This is a genomic window from Klebsiella sp. BDA134-6, assembly GCF_015601345.1.
Lineage (GTDB): Bacteria > Pseudomonadota > Gammaproteobacteria > Enterobacterales > Enterobacteriaceae > Klebsiella > Klebsiella grimontii.
Map to the genome: position 1 here is coordinate 5,006,101 of NZ_CP064784.1, position 18,705 is coordinate 5,024,805.

Below are 18,705 nucleotides of genomic sequence, written 5' to 3' on the forward strand. Positions count from 1 at the left end.
AAAAGGTAACATTAATAAAACTAATGCGAAAAACGAGGTGAAATTAGATTATTTCAAATGAGAGGAGAAAACCCGGCGCGAGGCCGGGTGAGAGAAGTGTGATGTACTTAACGTAACCAGGCAGGCAGGTCGTGGAGCCCCATCGCCTGACGAATAAGCTGCGGCTTCACGCCGGGCAATGTATCCGCCAGCTTAAGGCCGATATCCCGCAGCAGCTTTTTCGCAGGATGGCTGCCGGAGAACATGTCGCGAAAACCCTGCATCCCCGCCAGCATCACCGCGGCGCTATGCTTGCGGCTGCGTTCATAGCGACGCAGATACAGATGCTGGCCGATGTCCTTGCCCTGCGCGTGCAGGCGCTTCAGTTCGTCGATCAGCTCGGCGGCATCCATAAAGCCAAGATTGACGCCCTGCCCCGCCAGCGGATGAATGGTATGGGCGGCATCGCCGACCAGCGCCAGACGATGGGCGGCAAACTGACGCGCATAGCGGCCGGTGAGCGGGAAGACCTGGCGCTCGCTCTCCACGGCGCATAAGCCGAGGCGGTTATCGAAGGCAATATTCAGCGCCTGATTGAAAGCGGCATCGTCCGCCGCCCGCATCCGCTCCGCCTCTTCAGGAGAGAGCGACCAGACAATAGAGCAAAGGTGCGGATCGCTCAGCGGCAGGAACGCGAGGATCCCTTCACCGTGAAACGCCTGACGCGCCACCGCTTCGTGCGGCTCTTCGGTGCGAATAGTGGCAACCAGCGCATGATGGTGATAATCCCAGTAGGTCAGCGGAATATCGGCTTTATTGCGCAGCCATGAATTGGCCCCGTCGGCGCCAACCACCAGCCGGGCGGTTAACATGTTGCCGTCCTGCAGGCTAAGAAAAGCCTCGTTCTCCCCCCACGCGACCTGCTGCAGCTGCGCCGGAGCCAGCAGGGTGACGTCTGCACAGCGCTGTGCATTTTTCCACAGGGCATGGTGAACCACGGCGTTTTCAATAATATACCCAAGGTGACTAAAACCCATGCTCTGGTCATCAAAGCTGATGCGGCCAAAACTGTCTTTGTCCCACACTTCCATACCGTGGTAGCAGCTGGCGCGCTGGGCGATAATATCCTGCCAGACGCCCAGTTTGTTCAGCAGCTTCTCGCTGGCGGCGTTAATCGCCGACACCCGCAGCGCCGGCGGCGCATCCTCGCTCAAAGGCTGAGGCGCGGCCTGTTCCAGCACCGCAACGCGCAGCCCGCTGCCCTGTAAACCGCAGGCAACGGCCAGTCCTACCATTCCACCGCCAACAATAGCGACATCAACACTTTGCACGTTTCACTCCTTAACGGGGGACCCAACCGAGGGTACGCTGCGCCAGCGCATCGCGCGCCGGGGTAAATAATTCCATCGCCATCAGGCCCAGATTGCGCCCCGCTACCAGCGGCGACCAGCGATTGGCGAACAGATGCACCAGCCCATCGGTCACGCCGATGGTGGCGGCTTTATCTGCGGCGCGCCGGGCCTGATAGCGACTTAAAAGCGGATAGCTACCCGGATCCTCTCCGTCAGCATGCGCCTGCGCCAGCATTTCCGCCAGGCTCATCACATCCCGCAGACCGAGGTTAAACCCCTGTCCGGCGATAGGATGCAGCGTTTGCGCCGCATTGCCGACCAATGCCAGACGATGCGCAACCGTGCGGGTAGCCGAGGTCAGCGACAGCGGATAGACGCTGCGCTTTCCGGCCTGGACGATCCGGCCAAGACGCCAGCCAAACGCCTGCTGAAGCTCGTGACAAAAGCGTTCGTCAGACCAGCTCAGAACCGCTTCATGCCGCGATTGCGGATGGCACCACACCAGCGAGCAGCGGCCCTGCGACATAGGCAGCATCGCCAGCGGACCGTGTGGGGTAAAGCGTTCAAACGCGCGCCCGCTATGCGGCTGAGCGGTACTGACGTTGGCGATAATCGCCAGCTGTTCATAGGGTTGTTGCTGCCAGCTGATACCGCAGCGGGCTCCCAGAGTGGAGCGCGAACCGTCGGCGGCGACCAGCAGCTTACCGCTGAGCGTTTCGCCGTTATCCAGCTGCAAGCTCACGCTCTCTTCGCTGCGGCTGACATTTTCCACCCTGGCAGGGCAGTGCAGCGTCACGCCCGGCGCTTTGCGCAGTTGCGCAAACAGGCGCTGGCCGACATCGTGCAACTCAACCACCTGACCCAGCGCCGCCAGCCCATAGTCCTCAGCCTCGAGGGTGACAAACCCCGCATGGCCGCGGTCGCTAACATGCACGCGCTGAATGGCCGTGGCGCAGTCGGCTATCTCTTGCCAGATATCCACGCGCGCCAGCTGCTGGCAGGTACCAGCAGCCAGGGCGATGGCGCGGGCGTCAAAACCCGGATGCTGCGCGGATTCCGGCGCGGATGCTTCAACCAGATGCACGGGCAGCGTACCGCCGGTTAAGCGAGATATCGCTAACGCCAGCGTCGCGCCGGTCATTCCGCCGCCAACGATCAGGATGCTCATAGCTGGCGCGCCGCCGCCATCAGCGCCTCAATATCATCAGCCTTTTTCACTACCCCGGCGGTGAGATTCTCGTTGCCGTCCTCAGTAATGACGATGTCGTCTTCAATACGAATGCCGATGCCGCGGTACTGGGCCGGAACGTCGGCATCCGTGGCGATATACAGCCCAGGCTCAACGGTAAGCACCATTCCCGGTTCGAGAATACGCGAGCGGTCGATGTCATAGCTGCCGACATCATGCACGTCGAGACCCAGCCAGTGGCTCAGGCCATGCATAAAGAAAGGACGATGGGCGTTATTAGCAATCAGCTCATCAATTTCGCCTTTCAGGATCCCCAGGCGCACCAGGCCGGTAATCATAATCCGCACCACCTGCTGGTTAACCTCGTTGATCGAGGTTCCGGGGCGATAGAGCTTCAACGAGGTTTCCAGAGATTCAAGGACGATGTCGTAAATCTCGCGCTGCGCCGGGCTGAACTTGCCGTTAACCGGGAAGGTTCGGGTGATATCGCCCGCGTAGCCGCGGTATTCGCAGCCTGCGTCAATCAGCACCAGATCGCCGTCGCGCAGCTCGCATTCGTTTTCGGTGTAGTGCAGGATGCAGCCATTTTCGCCGCCGCCCACGATGGTGTTATAAGAAGGGAAACGCGCGCCGTGACGGTTGAACTCGTGGAGGATCTCGCCTTCCAGATGATATTCAAACATCCCCGGGCGGCATTTTTCCATCGCACGGGTATGCGCAAGGGCGGAAATCTCGCCTGCGCGGCGCATCACCGCCAGCTCTTCTGGCGACTTAAACAAGCGCATCTCATGCACCAGCGGCCGCCAGTCAATGACCGAGTTCGGCGCCTGTAGATTCTGCCGCACGCCTTTGCGTAGTTTTTCCAGCGCGTTAAACACGATTTCGTCGGCGTAGGCATATTCGCCCTGCGCAAAGTAGATAGCGTCGAGGCCGTTAAGGAGCTGGAACAGCTGCTGATTGATTTCACTAAATGCCAGCGCGCGATCGACGCCCAGCTTCTCGGGGGCAGCTTCCTGCCCAAGGCGACGGCCAAACCAGATTTCAGCGGTCAGGTCGCGCACGCGGTTAAACAACACGCTGTGGTTGTGCGTCTCATCGCTTTTAATCAATACCAGCAGCGCTTCGGGCTCATTAAAGCCCGTGAAATACCAAAAATCGCTGCTCTGCCGGTAGGGATATTCCGAATCTGCGCTGCGTACCGCTTCCGGCGCGGCGAAAATGAGCGCTGCGCTGCCCGGTTGCATCTGCGCCAGTAGAGCCTGGCGACGAGAGAGAAATTCCTGCTGAGTCATGACGCCCCCTGAACGATTTAATGAATTTATTAATGTAGCGTCGGCTTTTGCACTTCCGGCGCGGTGGGTTTCTGGAGAGAGAAGGTGTCGTGACACAGTAGCGCGGCAACGCGTACGTATTCGATAATCTCCTCCAGAGACATTTCGAGTTCTTCCTGATCCTCGTCTTCGTCATACCCAAGCTGAGCAATATTGCGCAGGTCGTCGATGGCTTCGCCGGTTTCGTCTTTCACTTTATCCAGCTTGGGCTGCGTCACGCCCAGTCCAAGCAGGAAATGGTTTACCCAACCCGCCAGCGCATCAGCGCGATCGAACACGCTCACCGCATCGCCATCCGGCAGGTAGAGCTGAAATAAGAAGCCGTCGTCCTCCAGCGAATCGCTAGTGGCGGAATGCATGTTACGCAGCGACTGCGCCAGCTCATGGCCAAAGGCCAGACCTTCGTTGGTCAGATCGTGCACCAACGGCTGCCAGCTGCTGTCTTTGTTGCCGCCGCACAGGATCCCGCTGATCAAACCGTGCATTTCGGCAGGGGTTAATCCCACCCCTTGTTGGTTCAGTAACTGGTCTACATCGTTATAGCCAGGCATTTCGTTCTGTATAGACATGCGCATTCGTCATCGTTGGGAGGAATATTCATGATATGCTACCACTTTGGACCCTGGTGAACCAGAATAGGGCTTGTATCTTAAAACCAGGGTAGCTATAGTGTCGCCCCTTCGCAGACCCTCCCAGGGCGTGAAGGCCGCGCAGTCAATCAGCAGGAAGGTGGCATGTCTGCACAACCCGTAGATCTCCAAATTTTTGGCCGTTCACTACGAGTGAATTGCCCGCCTGAACAAAGGGATGCCTTAAACCAGGCAGCTGACGACCTGAATCAGCGGTTGCAAGATTTAAAAGAACGCACTAGAGTCACAAATACTGAGCAGCTGGTCTTCATCGCCGCGTTGAACATCAGCTATGAGTTGACTCAGGAAAAAGCGAAAACCCGCGACTACGCCGCCAGCATGGAGCAGCGTATTCGGATGCTTCAGCAGACCATCGAACAAGCATTGCTTGAGCAAGGTCGCATAAGCGAAAGACCCGGGCAGAAGTTTGAATAACACTTTGCATTTAACTGTGTTAGAGTAATCGCAAGAACAAAATTTCTCTGAGATGTTTGCAAGCGGGCCAGTCCCCTGAGCCGATATTTCATACCACAAGAATGTGGCGCTCCACGGTTGGTGAGCATGCTCGGCCCGTCCGAGAAGCCTTAAAACTGTGACGACACATTCACCTTGAACCAAGGGTTCAAGGGTTACAGCCTGCGGCGGCATCTCGGAGATTCCCTTCTTTTTCGTTTCATCCCCCGTAAGTTAATTTTCGGCTTTTGCCGTCGTGTATTAAACTACGCCTGTTTGTATCGTTTGCTTACCGATGAGACTCAGGTATGACTCTACTGTCAGATCCCCCCTATACCAGGCAGCAAATTCGTCAGCAGATCCGCCAGCGCCGACGCGCGCTAACGCCGGAGCAGCAAACCCAGTTCGCCCTCCAGGCGGCGGACAGAATGATGGCGTATACGCCGGTTCTGCTCGCGCAGACGGTCGCGGTATTTCTTTCGTTTGACGGCGAGCTGGATACGCGGCCGCTGATTGATCAGCTCTGGCGGGCGGGCAAACGGGTGTATCTCCCCGTGCTTCATCCGTTCAGCCCCGGCAATCTTCTGTTTCTGCACTACCACCCAAGCAGCGATCTGGTGGTGAATCGTCTGAAAATCCGCGAACCGAAGCTCGACGTGCGCGATGTCCTCCCGCTTAGCCGGCTGGATGTACTGGTAACGCCGCTGGTCGCGTTTGATGCCGCCGGACAGCGTCTGGGTATGGGCGGCGGATTTTACGACCGGACGCTGCAAAACTGGCGGCGGCATCGCCTGCAGCCGGTCGGCTACGCGCATGATTGCCAGCAGGTCGACGCGCTACCGACGGAGCAGTGGGATATCCCGCTGCCAGCGGTCATCACGCCGTCAAAAACCTGGCTCTGGTAAAACGCCCGAACAATTGACATTGCTGTTTTTTTCACCTAAATTCCTGGGTAAAGGGTGAGGGAGGCGAACCTCCCTCCTGCATTCTCTCAGTTAATATGCTGGCCAGGCGATGATTAACAGGATAAGCAGCATGATGAAGAGTCTCATCATTGTCCCTTTCCTTTTAGAGCCCCTGCCCCGGTAGGGGCTTTCCCGTTTCAGCCCCACGCTGAGTCTTTATCGTAAATCCCTTTCTTTCAGGCACAACGACCTCCGACGGTTTTAATCGCCGTTTGCGGCAGGCCTCGCAAAGCGTTTGGGTGGTGACGGGAAATGGCAGAAGGGTCTATCAGGAGACAAGGGGCAGGTCGATGACCTGCCCGCTGGCAAAAAAGGAGTTAGAACAGCAGACGGGCGCGGATGGTGCCAGGAATAGCCTTCATCGCCTGCAGCGCGCTCTGCGCGACATCTTCTTCGGCTTCGATATCAATCACCACGTAGCCCATTTGCGGAGTGGTCTGCAGATACTGCGCCGCGATGTTAATACCCTGGGCCGCGAAAATCTGGTTAAGCGCGGTCAGAACGCCCGGACGGTTTTCATGGATGTGCAGCAGACGGCGCCCGCCGTGCAGCGGCAGAGACACTTCCGGGAAGTTAACCGCGGAGAGCGTTGAACCGTTATCCGAGTATTTCGCCAGCTTGCCCGCCACTTCCAGACCGATGTTCTCCTGCGCTTCCTGAGTGGAGCCGCCAATGTGCGGGGTCAGGATAACGTTGTCGAACTCACAGAGCGGAGAGTTGAACGGATCGCTGTTGGTCGCCGGCTCGGTCGGGAATACGTCGATCGCCGCGCCCGCCAGGTGCTTGCTCGCAAGCGCATCGCACAGCGCCGAGATATCCACCACGGTGCCGCGGGAGGCGTTGATCAGCAGCGCGCCGGGCTTCATCAGCGCCAGCTCTTCCGCGCCGATCATATTCTTCGTCGAGGCGTTTTCCGGCACGTGCAGGCTCACCACATCGCTCATGTTCAACAAATCAGAGAGATGCTGAACCTGGGTGGCGTTACCTAACGGCAGTTTGCTTTCGATATCATAGAAATAGACGTGCATCCCCAGCGATTCGGCCAGAATACCCAACTGCGTGCCGATATGACCATAGCCGATGATACCCAGCTTTTTGCCACGCGCTTCAAAGCTGCCGACCGCCAGCTTGTTCCATACGCCGCGGTGCGCTTTAGCGTTTGCCGCCGGTACGCCACGCAGCATAAGCAGCAGCTCGCCGATTACCAGTTCAGCAACGGAACGGGTATTGGAGAACGGGGCGTTAAACACCGGGATACCGCGTTTTGCCGCCGCGTTTAAATCAACCTGGTTGGTGCCGATACAGAAGCAACCGACCGCAACCAGCTTCTCCGCCGCCGCGAAGATCTCTTCCGTCAGATGAGTACGGGAACGCAGGCCGATGAAATGGGCATCACGGATGGACGCTTTCAGATCTTCGCTATCCAGCGCGCCTTTATGAAATTCGATATTGGTGTAGCCCGCTGCGCGGAGGCTGTCCACCGCTTTTTGGTGCACACCTTCAACCAGCAGAAATTTAATCTTGTCTTTTTCCAGTGATACCTTAGCCATTTCCCCGTCCTGTTTTTGTCTTAACTGATGTCGTGCGGAACGAAAGTTCTTCTCAGCAACATATCAAAAAAAACTATTGCGGCAATATGAACGTTTGCGTCGGCATCCTGAAGAAATATCAATCAGCGGGAAATAGCAGGACAAAACACCAGAAAGTAAAAGAAAGGTAGATTGTTACTGAGACAAGGCGCATAAATGTGACAGAAGTCACCAAAATAGGCCTGGAGAAAAAATATTTGCGAGGGAGCGATTCGCTCCCTCGGATCAGACTATTTAGTGATAGTTTTTACACCATCAGCGGTACCAATCAGCGCGACATCCGCACCACGATTCGCAAACAGGCCGACGGTCACGACGCCCGGAATACCGTTAATGGTATTTTCCAGCGCAATAGCGTCCAGAATTTCCAGACCAAACACATCGAGGATCACGTTACCGTTATCGGTCACGACGCCCTGACGATACTCCGGACGGCCGCCCAGCTTAACCAGTTGACGCGCTACGGCGCTGCGCGCCATCGGAATCACCTCTACCGGCAGAGGGAATTTACCTAAAATATCCACCTGCTTGGAAGCATCGGCGATGCAGATAAATTTATCGGCGACCGAGGCGATAATTTTCTCGCGCGTCAGCGCGGCGCCGCCGCCCTTAATCATCTGCATGTGGCCGTTGATTTCATCTGCGCCGTCCACATAAATACCAAGACGGTCAACGCTGTTCAGATCAAAAACCGTAATACCGAGGCTTTTCAGTTTTTCAGTAGAGGCGTCAGAGCTGGAAACCGCTCCTTCAATCTGCCCTTTCATGGTACCCAGCGCATCAATAAAATGCGCCGCCGTGGAGCCCGTGCCGACCCCAACGATAGTGCCCGGTTGTACATACTGCAATGCCGCCCAGCCTACCGCTTTTTTCAGTTCATCTTGCGTCATGATTATGGTCCGAGATGTGAATTCCTGTGGCGCATTATAGAACATCAGGGGGGCCATTGTCCCTGCGATGGCGATCACACAACGCAGTCGCCAATTTTTCATCTTCATCAAAAACAAATTTATGTCATAGTGCGAGTTAACGAAAAGTATTAGGGGGCACGCCAGGGCAATGAAACGACCGGACTACAGAACACTACAGGCGCTGGACGCGGTAATCAGGGAACGAGGGTTTGAGCGCGCCGCGCAGAAGCTTTGTATTACGCAGTCCGCCGTCTCTCAGCGCATCAAACAGCTGGAAAACATGTTTGGACAGCCGCTGCTGGTGCGAACCGTACCGCCGCGTCCTACCGAACAGGGGCAAAAGCTGCTGGCCCTGCTGCGTCAGGTTGAGCTGCTGGAAGAGGAGTGGCTGGGCGATGAGCAAACCGGCTCCACGCCGCTGCTGCTATCGCTGGCGGTCAACGCCGACAGTCTGGCCACTTGGCTGCTGCCCGCGCTTTCCAGCGTGCTTTCGGACTCCCCGATTCGCCTGAATCTGCAGGTGGAAGACGAGACCCGGACCCAGGAACGCCTGCGCCGCGGCGAAGTGGTCGGCGCGGTCAGTATCCAGCCGCAGGCATTGCCAAGCTGTCTGGTCGATCAACTCGGCGCCCTCGACTACCTGTTCGTCGCCTCGAAGGAGTTTGCCCAACGCTATTTCCCTAATGGAGTGACCCGCTCGGCGCTGCTGAAAGCACCGGTGGTGGCATTCGATCATCTTGATGATATGCATCAGGCCTTTTTGCAGCAGAACTTCGATTTACCCCCGGGCAGCGTGCCCTGCCATATCGTCAACTCTTCTGAAGCCTTCGTGCAGCTGGCCCGCCAGGGAACGACCTGCTGTATGATCCCGCATCTGCAAATTGAAAGAGAGCTGAACAGCGGCGAGCTTATCAACCTCACGCCGGGCCTGTTCCAGCGCCGGATGCTCTACTGGCACCGTTTTGCGCCGGAAAGCCGCATGATGCGCCGGGTGACCGATGCGCTGATCGATTACGGCCACAAGGTGTTGAGGCAAGATTAACCCCCGCAAGCAGGCCGGAGCCCTCCGGCCCGCGTGACCCACCATTCTTTGCTCATATCTTTGAAATACATCACAAAATAAAACATTTTATCCGGCAAAAAACGACGCATCGATGGCTGTTTTTTGCTGGCGACAGGGCCGATGAAAAAGCTCACCGTATTCGCAATACCCCATTTTATTGCGAATACGGAGCACAACATGTCTGAGTTGCAGGAGTGGCAAACGCTCGCCAACAAAGAGCTTAGCCGGCGGGAAAAAACCGTCGACGACCTGATCAAACAGACGGCAGAGGGCATCGCCGTTAAGCCGCTGTATACCAAAGCCGATCTTGATAATCTGGAAGTGACCGGCACCCTGCCCGGTCTGCCGCCTTACGTTCGCGGCCCGCGCGCCACCATGTACACCGCGCAGCCGTGGACCATCCGCCAGTACGCCGGTTTCTCTACCGCCAAAGAGTCCAACGCCTTCTATCTCCGCAACCTCGCCGCCGGGCAGAAAGGACTTTCCGTCGCCTTCGACCTCGCCACTCACCGGGGCTATGACTCCGATAACCCACGCGTGGCGGGCGACGTCGGTAAAGCGGGCGTGGCGATCGATACCGTCGAAGATATGAAAATTCTGTTCGATCGGATCCCGCTGGATAAGATGTCCGTGTCGATGACCATGAACGGCGCGGTGCTGCCGGTGATGGCGTTTTATATCGTTGCGGCGGAAGAACAAGGGGTTGCGCCGGAACAGCTCACCGGGACAATCCAGAACGATATTCTGAAAGAGTATCTATGCCGGAATACCTATATTTACCCGCCAAAACCCTCAATGCGCATTATCGCCGACATCATCGCCTGGTGTTCGGGCAATATGCCGCGCTTTAACACCATCAGCATCAGCGGCTACCACATGGGTGAAGCGGGAGCTAACTGCGTGCAGCAGGTGGCCTTTACGCTGGCGGACGGTATCGAATATATCAAGGCCGCGCTCTCCGCCGGGCTGAAAATTGACGACTTCGCGCCGCGCCTGTCGTTTTTCTTCGGCATCGGCATGGATCTGTTTATGAACGTTGCGATGCTGCGCGCCGCCCGCTATCTGTGGAGCGAAGCGGTAAGCGGCTTCGGCGCCACCAATCCGAAATCCTTAGCCCTGCGCACCCATTGCCAGACCTCCGGCTGGAGCCTCACCGAGCAAGATCCGTATAACAACGTGATCCGTACCACCATCGAAGCGCTCGGCGCCACGCTTGGCGGCACCCAGTCGCTGCACACCAACGCCTTTGACGAGGCGCTCGGCCTGCCGACCGACTTTTCCGCCCGCATTGCGCGTAATACGCAGATCATCATTCAGGAGGAGTCGGAGATCTGCCGCACCGTGGATCCGCTGGCCGGATCGTATTACGTGGAGTCGCTGACCGATCGCATCGTCAAGGAGGCGCGGGCCATTATTCAACAGATCGCCGAGGCGGGTGGAATGGCTAAGGCGATCGAAGCAGGACTGCCGAAACGGATGATCGAAGAGGCCTCCGCCCGCGAACAATCGCTGATCGATCAGGGCAAGCGCGTCATCGTCGGCGTTAATAAGTACAAGCTGGAAAAAGAGGATAACACAGCGGTGCTGGAGATCGACAACGTCAAGGTGCGCAACGAGCAGATCGCCTCGCTGGAAAAAATTCGCGCTCAGCGTGACGATGTGACGGTGAAAGCCGCGCTGAACGCCCTCACCCACGCCGCGCAGCATCATGAAAATCTGCTGGCCGCCGCGATAAACGCCGCCCGCGTTCGCGCCACCCTGGGGGAAATCTCCGACGCGCTGGAGGCGGCGTTTGACCGCTATCTGGTACCCAGCCAGTGCGTCACAGGCGTGATTGCGCAAAGTTACCATCAGTCAGACACAGCCGCCTGCGAATTTGACGCCATTGTTGCGCAAACCGAACGGTTCCTGATGGATAACGGCCGCCGACCGCGCATTCTGATCGCCAAAATGGGCCAGGATGGGCACGATCGCGGCGCCAAAGTGATCGCCAGCGCCTATTCCGATCTCGGCTTCGATGTTGACCTGAGCCCGATGTTTTCCACGCCGGAAGAGATTGCTCGTCTGGCGATAGAAAACGACGTGCACGTGGTTGGCGCCTCATCGCTGGCGGCAGGCCACAAAACCCTGATCCCCGAGCTGGTCGCCGCGCTGAAAAAATGGGGGCGGGAAGATATCTGCGTCATCGCCGGCGGCGTCATCCCGCCGCAGGATTACGCCTTTCTGCAGGCCCGCGGCGTGGCCGCCATTTACGGCCCCGGCACGCCGATGCTGGAGAGCGTGCGTGACGTCCTGACGAGGATTAGCCAGCATCATGATTAACCTATCCACCCTGACCGACGCCATTCGGCGATTACGTTTGGGCGAGCGGGCCACGCTTGCCCAGGCCATGACGCTGGTAGAGAGTCAGCATCCACGCCACCAGGCGCTGAGCGCCCAACTGCTGGATGCGATTATGCCTTTCACCGGCAACGCCCTGCGCCTTGGCGTCACCGGCACGCCGGGAGCCGGAAAGAGTACCTTTCTGGAAGCCTTCGGCATGCTGCTGATTCGACATGGCCTGCGGGTTGCGGTGATCGCGGTCGATCCGAGCAGTCCGGTCAGCGGCGGGAGCATCCTTGGCGACAAAACGCGCATGATCGACCTGGCGCGATCGGATTCGGCCTTTATCCGCCCGGTGCCCTCAAGCGGCCATCTCGGTGGCACCAGCCTGCGCGCGCGGGAGCTGATACTGCTGTGCGAAGCGGCGGGCTACGATGTGGTGATTGTCGAAACCGTCGGCGTCGGTCAGTCGGAAACCGAAGTCTCCCGCCTGGTGGACTGCTTTATCTCGCTGCAGATCGCCGGCGGCGGTGACGATCTGCAGGGCATCAAGAAAGGAATCATGGAGATGGCGGATATTGTCGTCATCAATAAAGATGATGGCGAGAATCGCGCCAGCGTCGCCATCACCCGGCATATGTATGAATCCGCCCTGCATATTCTACGCCGCAAGCACGCCGCGTGGCAGCCGCGCGTTTTGAGCTGTAGCGCGCTGGAGCGGCGCGGCATCGAAGCCGTCTGGCTCGCCGTTCTGGATTTCAAAACAACCCTGACTGACAGCGGAGATCTTGAAAAACTGCGCCAGCGCCAGGCGCTGGAGTGGCTGCAAAAGCAGACCGAAACCGAGGCGCTGCACCTGCTGTTTGCCCGAACCGACTTCGAGCGCTACTTCCAGCAGACGTTACAGGCGGTGAAAAACAACGGCCTCTCGCCGCGCACCGGCCTGCGGCAGATTAGCGAATTTCTCCAGAATCATTACTTTGCGTGAAAGGATATTTATGTCTTATCAATATGTTAATGTCGAAATTATTCAGAAAGTCGCGGTCATTGAGTTCAACTATAGCCGCAAGCTCAACGCCTTAAGCAAGGTGTTCATCGACGATCTGATGCAGGCGCTGAGCGATCTCAACCGGCCGGAAATACGCTGCGTTATTTTACGCGCGCCCGGGGGCGCAAAAGTCTTCTCCGCCGGCCATGACATCCATGAACTGCCCAGCGGCCGCCGCGATCCGCTCTCCTATGACGATCCGCTGCGTCAGATCACCCGCATGATCCAAAAATATCCGAAACCGGTGATCTCCATGGTCGAAGGAAGCGTCTGGGGCGGCGCGTTTGAGATGATCATGAGCTCCGATCTGATCATCGCCGCCAGCACGTCAACGTTCTCTATGACGCCGGTGAATCTCGGCGTGCCCTACAACCTGGTCGGCATTCACAATCTGACCCGCGACGCCGGCTTTCACATCGTGAAAGAGCTGATTTTCACCGCCCTGCCGATTACCGCCCAGCGCGCGCTGGCGGTCGGTATTCTCAATCACGTGGTGGACGCCGACGAACTGGAGGATTTTACCTTGCAGATGGCACACCACATCTCCGAGAAAGCGCCGCTGGCGATCGCGGTCATTAAGGAAGAGCTGCGCGTGCTTGGCGAAGCGCACACCATGAATTCCGATGAGTTTGAACGTATTCAGGGAATGCGTCGCGCCGTTTACGACAGCGAGGATTATCAGGAAGGCATGAGCGCGTTTATGGAAAAGCGTAAACCTCAGTTCGTCGGCCATTAATCACGCCGGGTTAAGGAGTATAAAATGAAACGGATAAGCGCCGATGAAGCGGCGGAGATTATCCAGCATGACCAGATGGTTGCGTTCAGCGGGTTCACGCCCGCCGGTTCGCCTAAAGCGCTACCCGCGGCCATCGCTCGCCGCGCCGGTGAATTACATCAGGCGCAGCAGCCTTTCCAGATCCGCCTGCTGACCGGCGCCTCCATCAGCGCCGCCGCCGATGATGCGCTCTCGGCGGCCGATGCCGTCTCGTGGCGTGCACCGTATCAGACCGCCTCCGGGCTGCGGCAAAAAATCAACCAAGGGGAGGTGAGGTTTGTCGACCTGCACCTGAGCGAAGTGGCGCAAATGGTCAACTACGGCTTCTTTGGCGAGATTGATGTCGCGGTGATCGAAGCCTCGGCTATCGCGCCGGACGGACGAGTCTGGCTCACCAGCGGTATCGGCAACGCGCCAACCTGGCTGCTGCGGGCGAAGAAAGTGATCATCGAGCTTAATCACTACCACAATCCGCGCGTCGCCGAGCTGGCTGATATCGTCATCCCCGGCGCCCCGCCGCGGCGCAACAGCATCGCCATCTTTCATGCGATGGATCGCGTGGGCAGTCGGTACGTGCAAATCGATCCGCAAAAGATTGTCGCGGTCGTGGAGACCGAACTGCCCGACGCCGGCAATGCGCTTGATAAAGTCAATCCCGTGTGTCAGCAAATCGCCGATAACGTGGTCACCTTTCTGCTCGAAGAAATAGCTCGCGGACGCATCCCGCCTGAATTTCTGCCGCTGCAAAGCGGCGTGGGCAATATCAATAACGCGGTTATGGCGCGGCTGGGTGAGAATCCGGATATTCCCGCTTTTATGATGTATTCGGAGGTATTACAGGAGTCGGTGGTTAATCTGCTGGAAAGCGGGAAAATTACCGGCGTCAGCGCCTCCAGCCTGACGGTATCCGCCGATGCTTTGCGCAAGATTTACGACAACATGGATTTCTTCGCCAGCCGTATTGTCCTGCGCCCGCAGGAGATCTCCAATAATCCAGAAATTATCCGCCGCCTCGGGGTTATCGCCCTCAACGTGGGGCTGGAGTTTGATATCTACGGCCACGCTAATTCCACGCACGTGGCCGGGGTGAATCTGATGAACGGTATCGGCGGCAGCGGCGATTTTGAGCGCAACGCCTGGCTCTCTATCTTTATGGCCCCCTCCATCGCCAAAGAGGGAAAAATCTCCACTATCGTGCCAATGTGCAGCCACGTCGATCACAGCGAGCACAGCGTAAAGGTGATCGTGACCGAGCAGGGGATCGCCGACCTGCGCGGGCTATCGCCGCTGCAACGCGCCCGCGTCATCATTGATAACTGCGCGCACCCGCTCTATCGGGACTATTTACACCGCTACCTGGATAACGCGCCCGGTGGGCATATTCATCACGACCTCGCCCACGCGTTCGACCTGCATCGTAATCTGCTTGAGTACGGCTCCATGCTCGGCTAGTCCTCCGTACCGACGCGATCCTCAGTAATGTGCTGAAGCATCGTGGCGGTATAGCGATGGTTTTTCAGCGAATAGAGATACTCCTGCATATACATCGCGCTGCCGGGCGCATCGAAGTACTTCAGCTTCGCCGGGTTGACCAGACGCCAGGCGAAGTAAGGAATAACCGTCAAAAACTGCCCCCGCTCTACGGCGCTAATTTTGGCCATAAAGCTGTAGGGACGATAGATAATCGTCGGGTTGATCCCGCTGGGGCGCATATACGCGTCCAACATTGCCTCAAAATTGGCCCGGTTCTGGAAGCGCATCTGCAGCCATGGCAGCTCACGTAAAAGTTCCTGCGGCGGCCTATCTTCATAACGGCGGGAAACCAGAAACCCAAGACGCAGCGGCGCGAGTTCGCTAATGGTCAGATTTTCCAGCTCCTGCACGCGGGCCGAAACGTGCTGCGGTGAGATAATAAAATCGAGCTGACGGTCAAACAGATTATCAATCACCCCATTCTCGCTGAACTCTACGGCCTGGGTGGTCACCCCATCGTATTTATCGCCCAGGCTGATGAGCTGATCGAAAATAATCGTCGGATAGGTATTGTCGATGCCAATGACGACGTTGCGCGAGCGGCGCGCGGAAAAGTGAATTTCGTTATCGATGGCCGATAAGCGCTGATAAATGGGAAACAGCTTCTGATAGAGCTCCTGCCCCGCTTTATTGAGGCTGATGCTGTTATCTTTGCGGGTAAATAGCGTATAGCCTATCCGATCCTCGAGCGCAGCAATGCTTTTGCCGAAGGGAGACGCGGTCATATGGATTTTTTCCGCCGCTCTGGCGATGTTGTTAGTCTGCGCCAACAAAATGAAATTGCGCATCTTTTTCGAAATAAAGATATCCATGCTCACCTCATAGTAGAACAGGGATATATCCTTACCTCATTCAGGGAAAAGACTTTTGTCGCGCTCTCACTTTTACAGATAGTCACAGAAAAAGCCCGGCGCGAAGGCCGGGCGATGGGATTACTGCGCCGCTTTGGGTTGTTCGGCGGGTTTCGCCGGTTCAGCAGGTGCTGGCGCAGGCTGGGTCGGTTGCAGCTCAAACACCACGTCCACCTGGTCATCAAATTGAATGGTTGCCTGCTCGTAGGTTTCCTGGGCAGAAACCGGCGCCGCATCGGCCTTCATCATCCGCACCATCGGGCTTGGCTGGTAGTTGGAGACATGATAGCGAACGCTATAGACTGGCCCCAGTTTGCCGTGGAAACCGGTAGCCAGCTCCTGAGCCTGGTGAATGGCATCATCAATCGCCGCTTTACGCGCTTTATCTTTATAAGCGTCCGGCTGCGCCACGCCCAGTGAGACTGAACGGATCTCATTCAGACCGGCTTTAAGCGCCCCATCTAACAGACCGTTGAGCTTATCCAGCTGGCGCAACGTCACTTCAACGCTACGCACCGCACGATAGCCCTTGAGAATGCTTTTGCCGTTCTGATAGTCGTAATCAGGCTGGGTACGCAGGTTAGCTGAGTTAATGTCTTTCTTCGCAATGCCGCTCTTCTCCAGGAAGGAGAGATACTGGGCCACGCGCTCATCGGCCTGTTTTTTAGCGGATGCCGCGTCTTTCGCGGAGACGTTTACTTCAATCGCCAGCGTAGCGATATCAGGAACCGCAGCGACGCTGGCGGTACCTGAAGTGACGATATGTGGGCCGTTTGGCAACTCGTTTGCCTGAACTGCCATTGCGCTAAATCCGAGTGCCGCCGCCAGGGCCATGACTTTTAACTTCACTGTCGTTTCTCCATATTACATTGGTCGTCTATACACAGACGCATGCCAGCAAGCTTAGCGCTTACGCGGAGAAAGTCCATCGGACAAGGCTTAGTTAAGCAGCGCCTGCACATGGGCGAAGCCGTCATTCGCCAGCTGGAAGGCAATGACCCACATCACCAGACCGACCAACACGTTGATAATGCGCTGCGCCTTCGCCGTACGCAGGCGCGGAGCCAGCCAGGCGGCCAGCAGGGCCAGGCCAAAGAACCACAAGAACGATGCGCTGATGGTGCCTAAGGCAAACCAGCGCTTCGGCTCCATCGCCAGCTGCCCGCCGAGGCTTCCGAGCACCACAAACGTATCCAGATAAACGTGGGGATTCAGCCAGGTCACCGCCAGCATGGTGACGATAATTTTCCAGCGCCCTTGCTTCATCACTTCCGCGCTGGCCAGCTCCAGATTGCTGCTAAAGGCCGTTTTCAGCGCGCCAAAACCGTACCACAATAAAAAAGCGACGCCGCCCCAGGTCACCAGCGCCAGCAGCCACGGCGATTGCATCAGCAGCGCGCTGCCGCCAAAAATCCCGGCGCAAATCAGCAGCAGATCGCTGATGGCGCACAGCAGCGCGATCATCAGATGGTACTGACGGCGAATGCCCTGATTCATCACAAAGGCGTTTTGCGGGCCGAGCGGCAAAATCATGGCCGCTCCCAGAGCAAGGCCCTGAAAGTAATACGATAACATGGGGAGTGATTTCCACTGAAAGAGTCAATGCCGGGGAATATAGCGCGCAAATATCATTAGAGGAAATTGAAAATATTAATCATTGATAAGCCAATCTAATAATCAGGTTCGAATAAAAGGCCGGGCATACCGGCCTTTTGGAGGGGAAAACTACTCTGTTTTTTCCTGCGGACGAATCACATGCACATCCATCTGCGGATACGGGAAGCCGATGCCGTTGGCGTCAAAGTCGCGCTTAATGCGCTCCAGAACATCCCAGTAAACGCTTTGCAGATCGCTACTTTTACTCCATACGCGTACCACGTAGTTCACCGATGACGCGCCCAGTTCATTCAGACGAACGGTCATTTCACGATCTTTGAGGATACGCTCATCCGATTCGATAATATTAGTGAGCAGTTGCTTCACTTTATCAATATCAGCATCGTAGGCCACGCCAATGATAAATTCGTTGCGGCGCACCGGCTCGCGGGAGAAGTTGATGATATTCCCGGCGATGATTTTACCGTTCGGCACCACCACGATTTTGCCATCCGCGCTGCGCAGGGTCGTAGAAAAAATCTGCACGTTCAGCACGGTTCCCGCGATGCCGCCCAGGTCAACGTATTCACCGGCGCGAAATGGGCGGAAGACCACCAGCAGGACGCCAGCGGCAAGGTTAGACAGCGAGCCCTGCAGCGCCAGACCTACAGCTAAACCCGCGGCGCCGAGGACGGCAATGACCGAGGCGGTTTGCACGCCCACGCGGCCCAGAGCGGCGATCAGCGTAAAAGCAATAACGGCATAGCGCACCAGCGCAGAAAGAAAATCGGCAACGGTGGCATCGATATGCCGCGCCCGCATCAGGCGATTCACAGTATTGGAAACAATGCGCGCCACGATCAAGCCGACAATAATAATCGCGAGAGCCGCGACGATGTTGACGGCATAGCTCAGCAGTAATGCCTGATTGCGCACCAGCCATGAACCGGCGTTATTTATGCTATCGACAACGTTCAAATCTTCCATTCAACTTTCCTTATGGATACCCGGACGGGAAATAAAATAACCAAACCTGATAATTGCAAACAGGTTAAGGGTAAACAATAACAGTGCGTTTTGCCAAATTGATCACATTTATTTAGCAAAACTTCATGTTGT

The 18,705-nt window shown here is 56.9% G+C and carries 17 protein-coding genes and 1 other RNA gene; 8 read left to right on the forward strand and 10 right to left on the reverse strand.

Going from position 1 to position 18,705, the window contains the following annotated elements; genetic code table 11:
* Positions 1-107: 107 nt before the first annotated feature.
* The 4 genes from ubiI to IYV58_RS23120 are packed head-to-tail and all read right to left on the reverse strand — an operon-like array spanning position 108 to position 4,420.
* Positions 108-1,310: an FAD-dependent 2-octaprenylphenol hydroxylase gene (ubiI, locus tag IYV58_RS23105; RefSeq protein WP_004125000.1), complete on the reverse strand. Its 1,203-nt coding sequence runs from the start codon at positions 1,308-1,310 to the stop codon at positions 108-110.
* Between the two features lie 10 nt (positions 1,311-1,320).
* Positions 1,321-2,499: a 2-octaprenyl-6-methoxyphenyl hydroxylase gene (ubiH, locus tag IYV58_RS23110; protein ID WP_142470264.1), complete on the reverse strand. Its 1,179-nt coding sequence runs from the start codon at positions 2,497-2,499 to the stop codon at positions 1,321-1,323.
* Complete coding sequence (gene pepP, locus IYV58_RS23115) at positions 2,496-3,812, reverse strand: Xaa-Pro aminopeptidase (protein WP_004125002.1); 1,317 nt, start codon at positions 3,810-3,812, stop codon at positions 2,496-2,498. Before pepP ends, ubiH begins: the two co-directional genes overlap by 4 nt.
* 29 nt (positions 3,813-3,841) lie before the next feature.
* Positions 3,842-4,420 (reverse strand): YecA/YgfB family protein, encoded by a 579-nt coding sequence (locus tag IYV58_RS23120; protein ID WP_087828548.1) that lies wholly within the window; start codon positions 4,418-4,420, stop codon positions 3,842-3,844.
* Positions 4,421-4,585: 165 nt separating this feature from the next.
* Here IYV58_RS23120 and zapA point away from each other — a divergent pair, with 165 nt between their 5' ends.
* The 3 genes from zapA (at position 4,586) to IYV58_RS23135 (ending at position 5,838) form a co-directional block, all read left to right on the forward strand.
* A complete protein-coding gene (gene zapA, locus IYV58_RS23125; protein WP_004105598.1) occupies positions 4,586-4,915 on the forward strand; it encodes a cell division protein ZapA in 330 nt (109 codons plus the stop codon).
* Positions 4,916-4,956: 41 nt separating this feature from the next.
* Positions 4,957-5,140: non-coding RNA, 6S RNA (gene ssrS / locus IYV58_RS23130), on the forward strand.
* Positions 5,141-5,241: 101 nt separating this feature from the next.
* Entirely contained in the window at positions 5,242-5,838 is a 597-nt protein-coding gene (locus IYV58_RS23135) for a 5-formyltetrahydrofolate cyclo-ligase (protein ID WP_049114439.1), read from the forward strand.
* Between the two features lie 377 nt (positions 5,839-6,215).
* Here the strand turns inward: IYV58_RS23135 and serA are convergent, their stop codons facing one another.
* Complete coding sequence (serA, locus tag IYV58_RS23140) at positions 6,216-7,448, reverse strand: phosphoglycerate dehydrogenase (protein ID WP_195729285.1); 1,233 nt, start codon at positions 7,446-7,448, stop codon at positions 6,216-6,218.
* A 269-nt stretch (positions 7,449-7,717) separates the two neighbouring features.
* The gene (gene rpiA, locus IYV58_RS23145; RefSeq protein WP_004125006.1) at positions 7,718-8,377 is read right to left on the reverse strand and encodes a ribose-5-phosphate isomerase RpiA; all 660 of its coding nucleotides are present in this window, start codon (positions 8,375-8,377) and stop codon (positions 7,718-7,720) included.
* A 169-nt stretch (positions 8,378-8,546) separates the two neighbouring features.
* Between rpiA and argP the strand changes: the two genes are divergently transcribed.
* The 5 genes from argP (at position 8,547) to IYV58_RS23170 (ending at position 15,058) form a co-directional block, all read left to right on the forward strand.
* On the forward strand, positions 8,547-9,440 hold the full coding sequence (gene argP / locus IYV58_RS23150) for a DNA-binding transcriptional regulator ArgP (protein ID WP_004105608.1): 894 nt from the start codon (positions 8,547-8,549) through the stop codon (positions 9,438-9,440).
* Between the two features lie 198 nt (positions 9,441-9,638).
* Positions 9,639-11,783: a methylmalonyl-CoA mutase gene (gene scpA, locus IYV58_RS23155; protein WP_142445239.1), complete on the forward strand. Its 2,145-nt coding sequence runs from the start codon at positions 9,639-9,641 to the stop codon at positions 11,781-11,783.
* Complete coding sequence (gene meaB / locus IYV58_RS23160; protein WP_004125009.1) at positions 11,776-12,771, forward strand: methylmalonyl Co-A mutase-associated GTPase MeaB; 996 nt, start codon at positions 11,776-11,778, stop codon at positions 12,769-12,771. The genes scpA and meaB overlap by 8 nt, the downstream gene beginning before the upstream one ends.
* Positions 12,772-12,781: 10 nt before the next feature.
* Positions 12,782-13,567, forward strand: coding sequence for a methylmalonyl-CoA decarboxylase (gene scpB / locus IYV58_RS23165; RefSeq protein WP_004125013.1), 786 nt, complete (start codon positions 12,782-12,784; stop codon positions 13,565-13,567).
* Between the two features lie 24 nt (positions 13,568-13,591).
* The gene (locus tag IYV58_RS23170; protein ID WP_195729286.1) at positions 13,592-15,058 is read left to right on the forward strand and encodes an acetyl-CoA hydrolase/transferase family protein; all 1,467 of its coding nucleotides are present in this window, start codon (positions 13,592-13,594) and stop codon (positions 15,056-15,058) included.
* Here IYV58_RS23170 and srsR read toward each other — a convergent pair.
* From srsR to IYV58_RS23190, 4 genes are all read right to left on the reverse strand, one after another.
* Complete coding sequence (gene srsR / locus IYV58_RS23175) at positions 15,055-15,951, reverse strand: LysR family transcriptional regulator SrsR (protein WP_004125020.1); 897 nt, start codon at positions 15,949-15,951, stop codon at positions 15,055-15,057. The genes IYV58_RS23170 and srsR overlap by 4 nt on opposite strands.
* 120 nt (positions 15,952-16,071) lie before the next feature.
* Positions 16,072-16,839: an oxidative stress defense protein gene (locus IYV58_RS23180; protein WP_004125023.1), complete on the reverse strand. Its 768-nt coding sequence runs from the start codon at positions 16,837-16,839 to the stop codon at positions 16,072-16,074.
* 90 nt (positions 16,840-16,929) lie between these two features.
* On the reverse strand, positions 16,930-17,565 hold the full coding sequence (argO, locus tag IYV58_RS23185) for an arginine exporter ArgO (protein ID WP_032741948.1): 636 nt from the start codon (positions 17,563-17,565) through the stop codon (positions 16,930-16,932).
* Positions 17,566-17,715: 150 nt separating this feature from the next.
* On the reverse strand, positions 17,716-18,573 hold the full coding sequence (locus IYV58_RS23190; RefSeq protein ID WP_004125028.1) for a small-conductance mechanosensitive channel MscS: 858 nt from the start codon (positions 18,571-18,573) through the stop codon (positions 17,716-17,718).
* Positions 18,574-18,705: the final 132 nt, after the last annotated feature.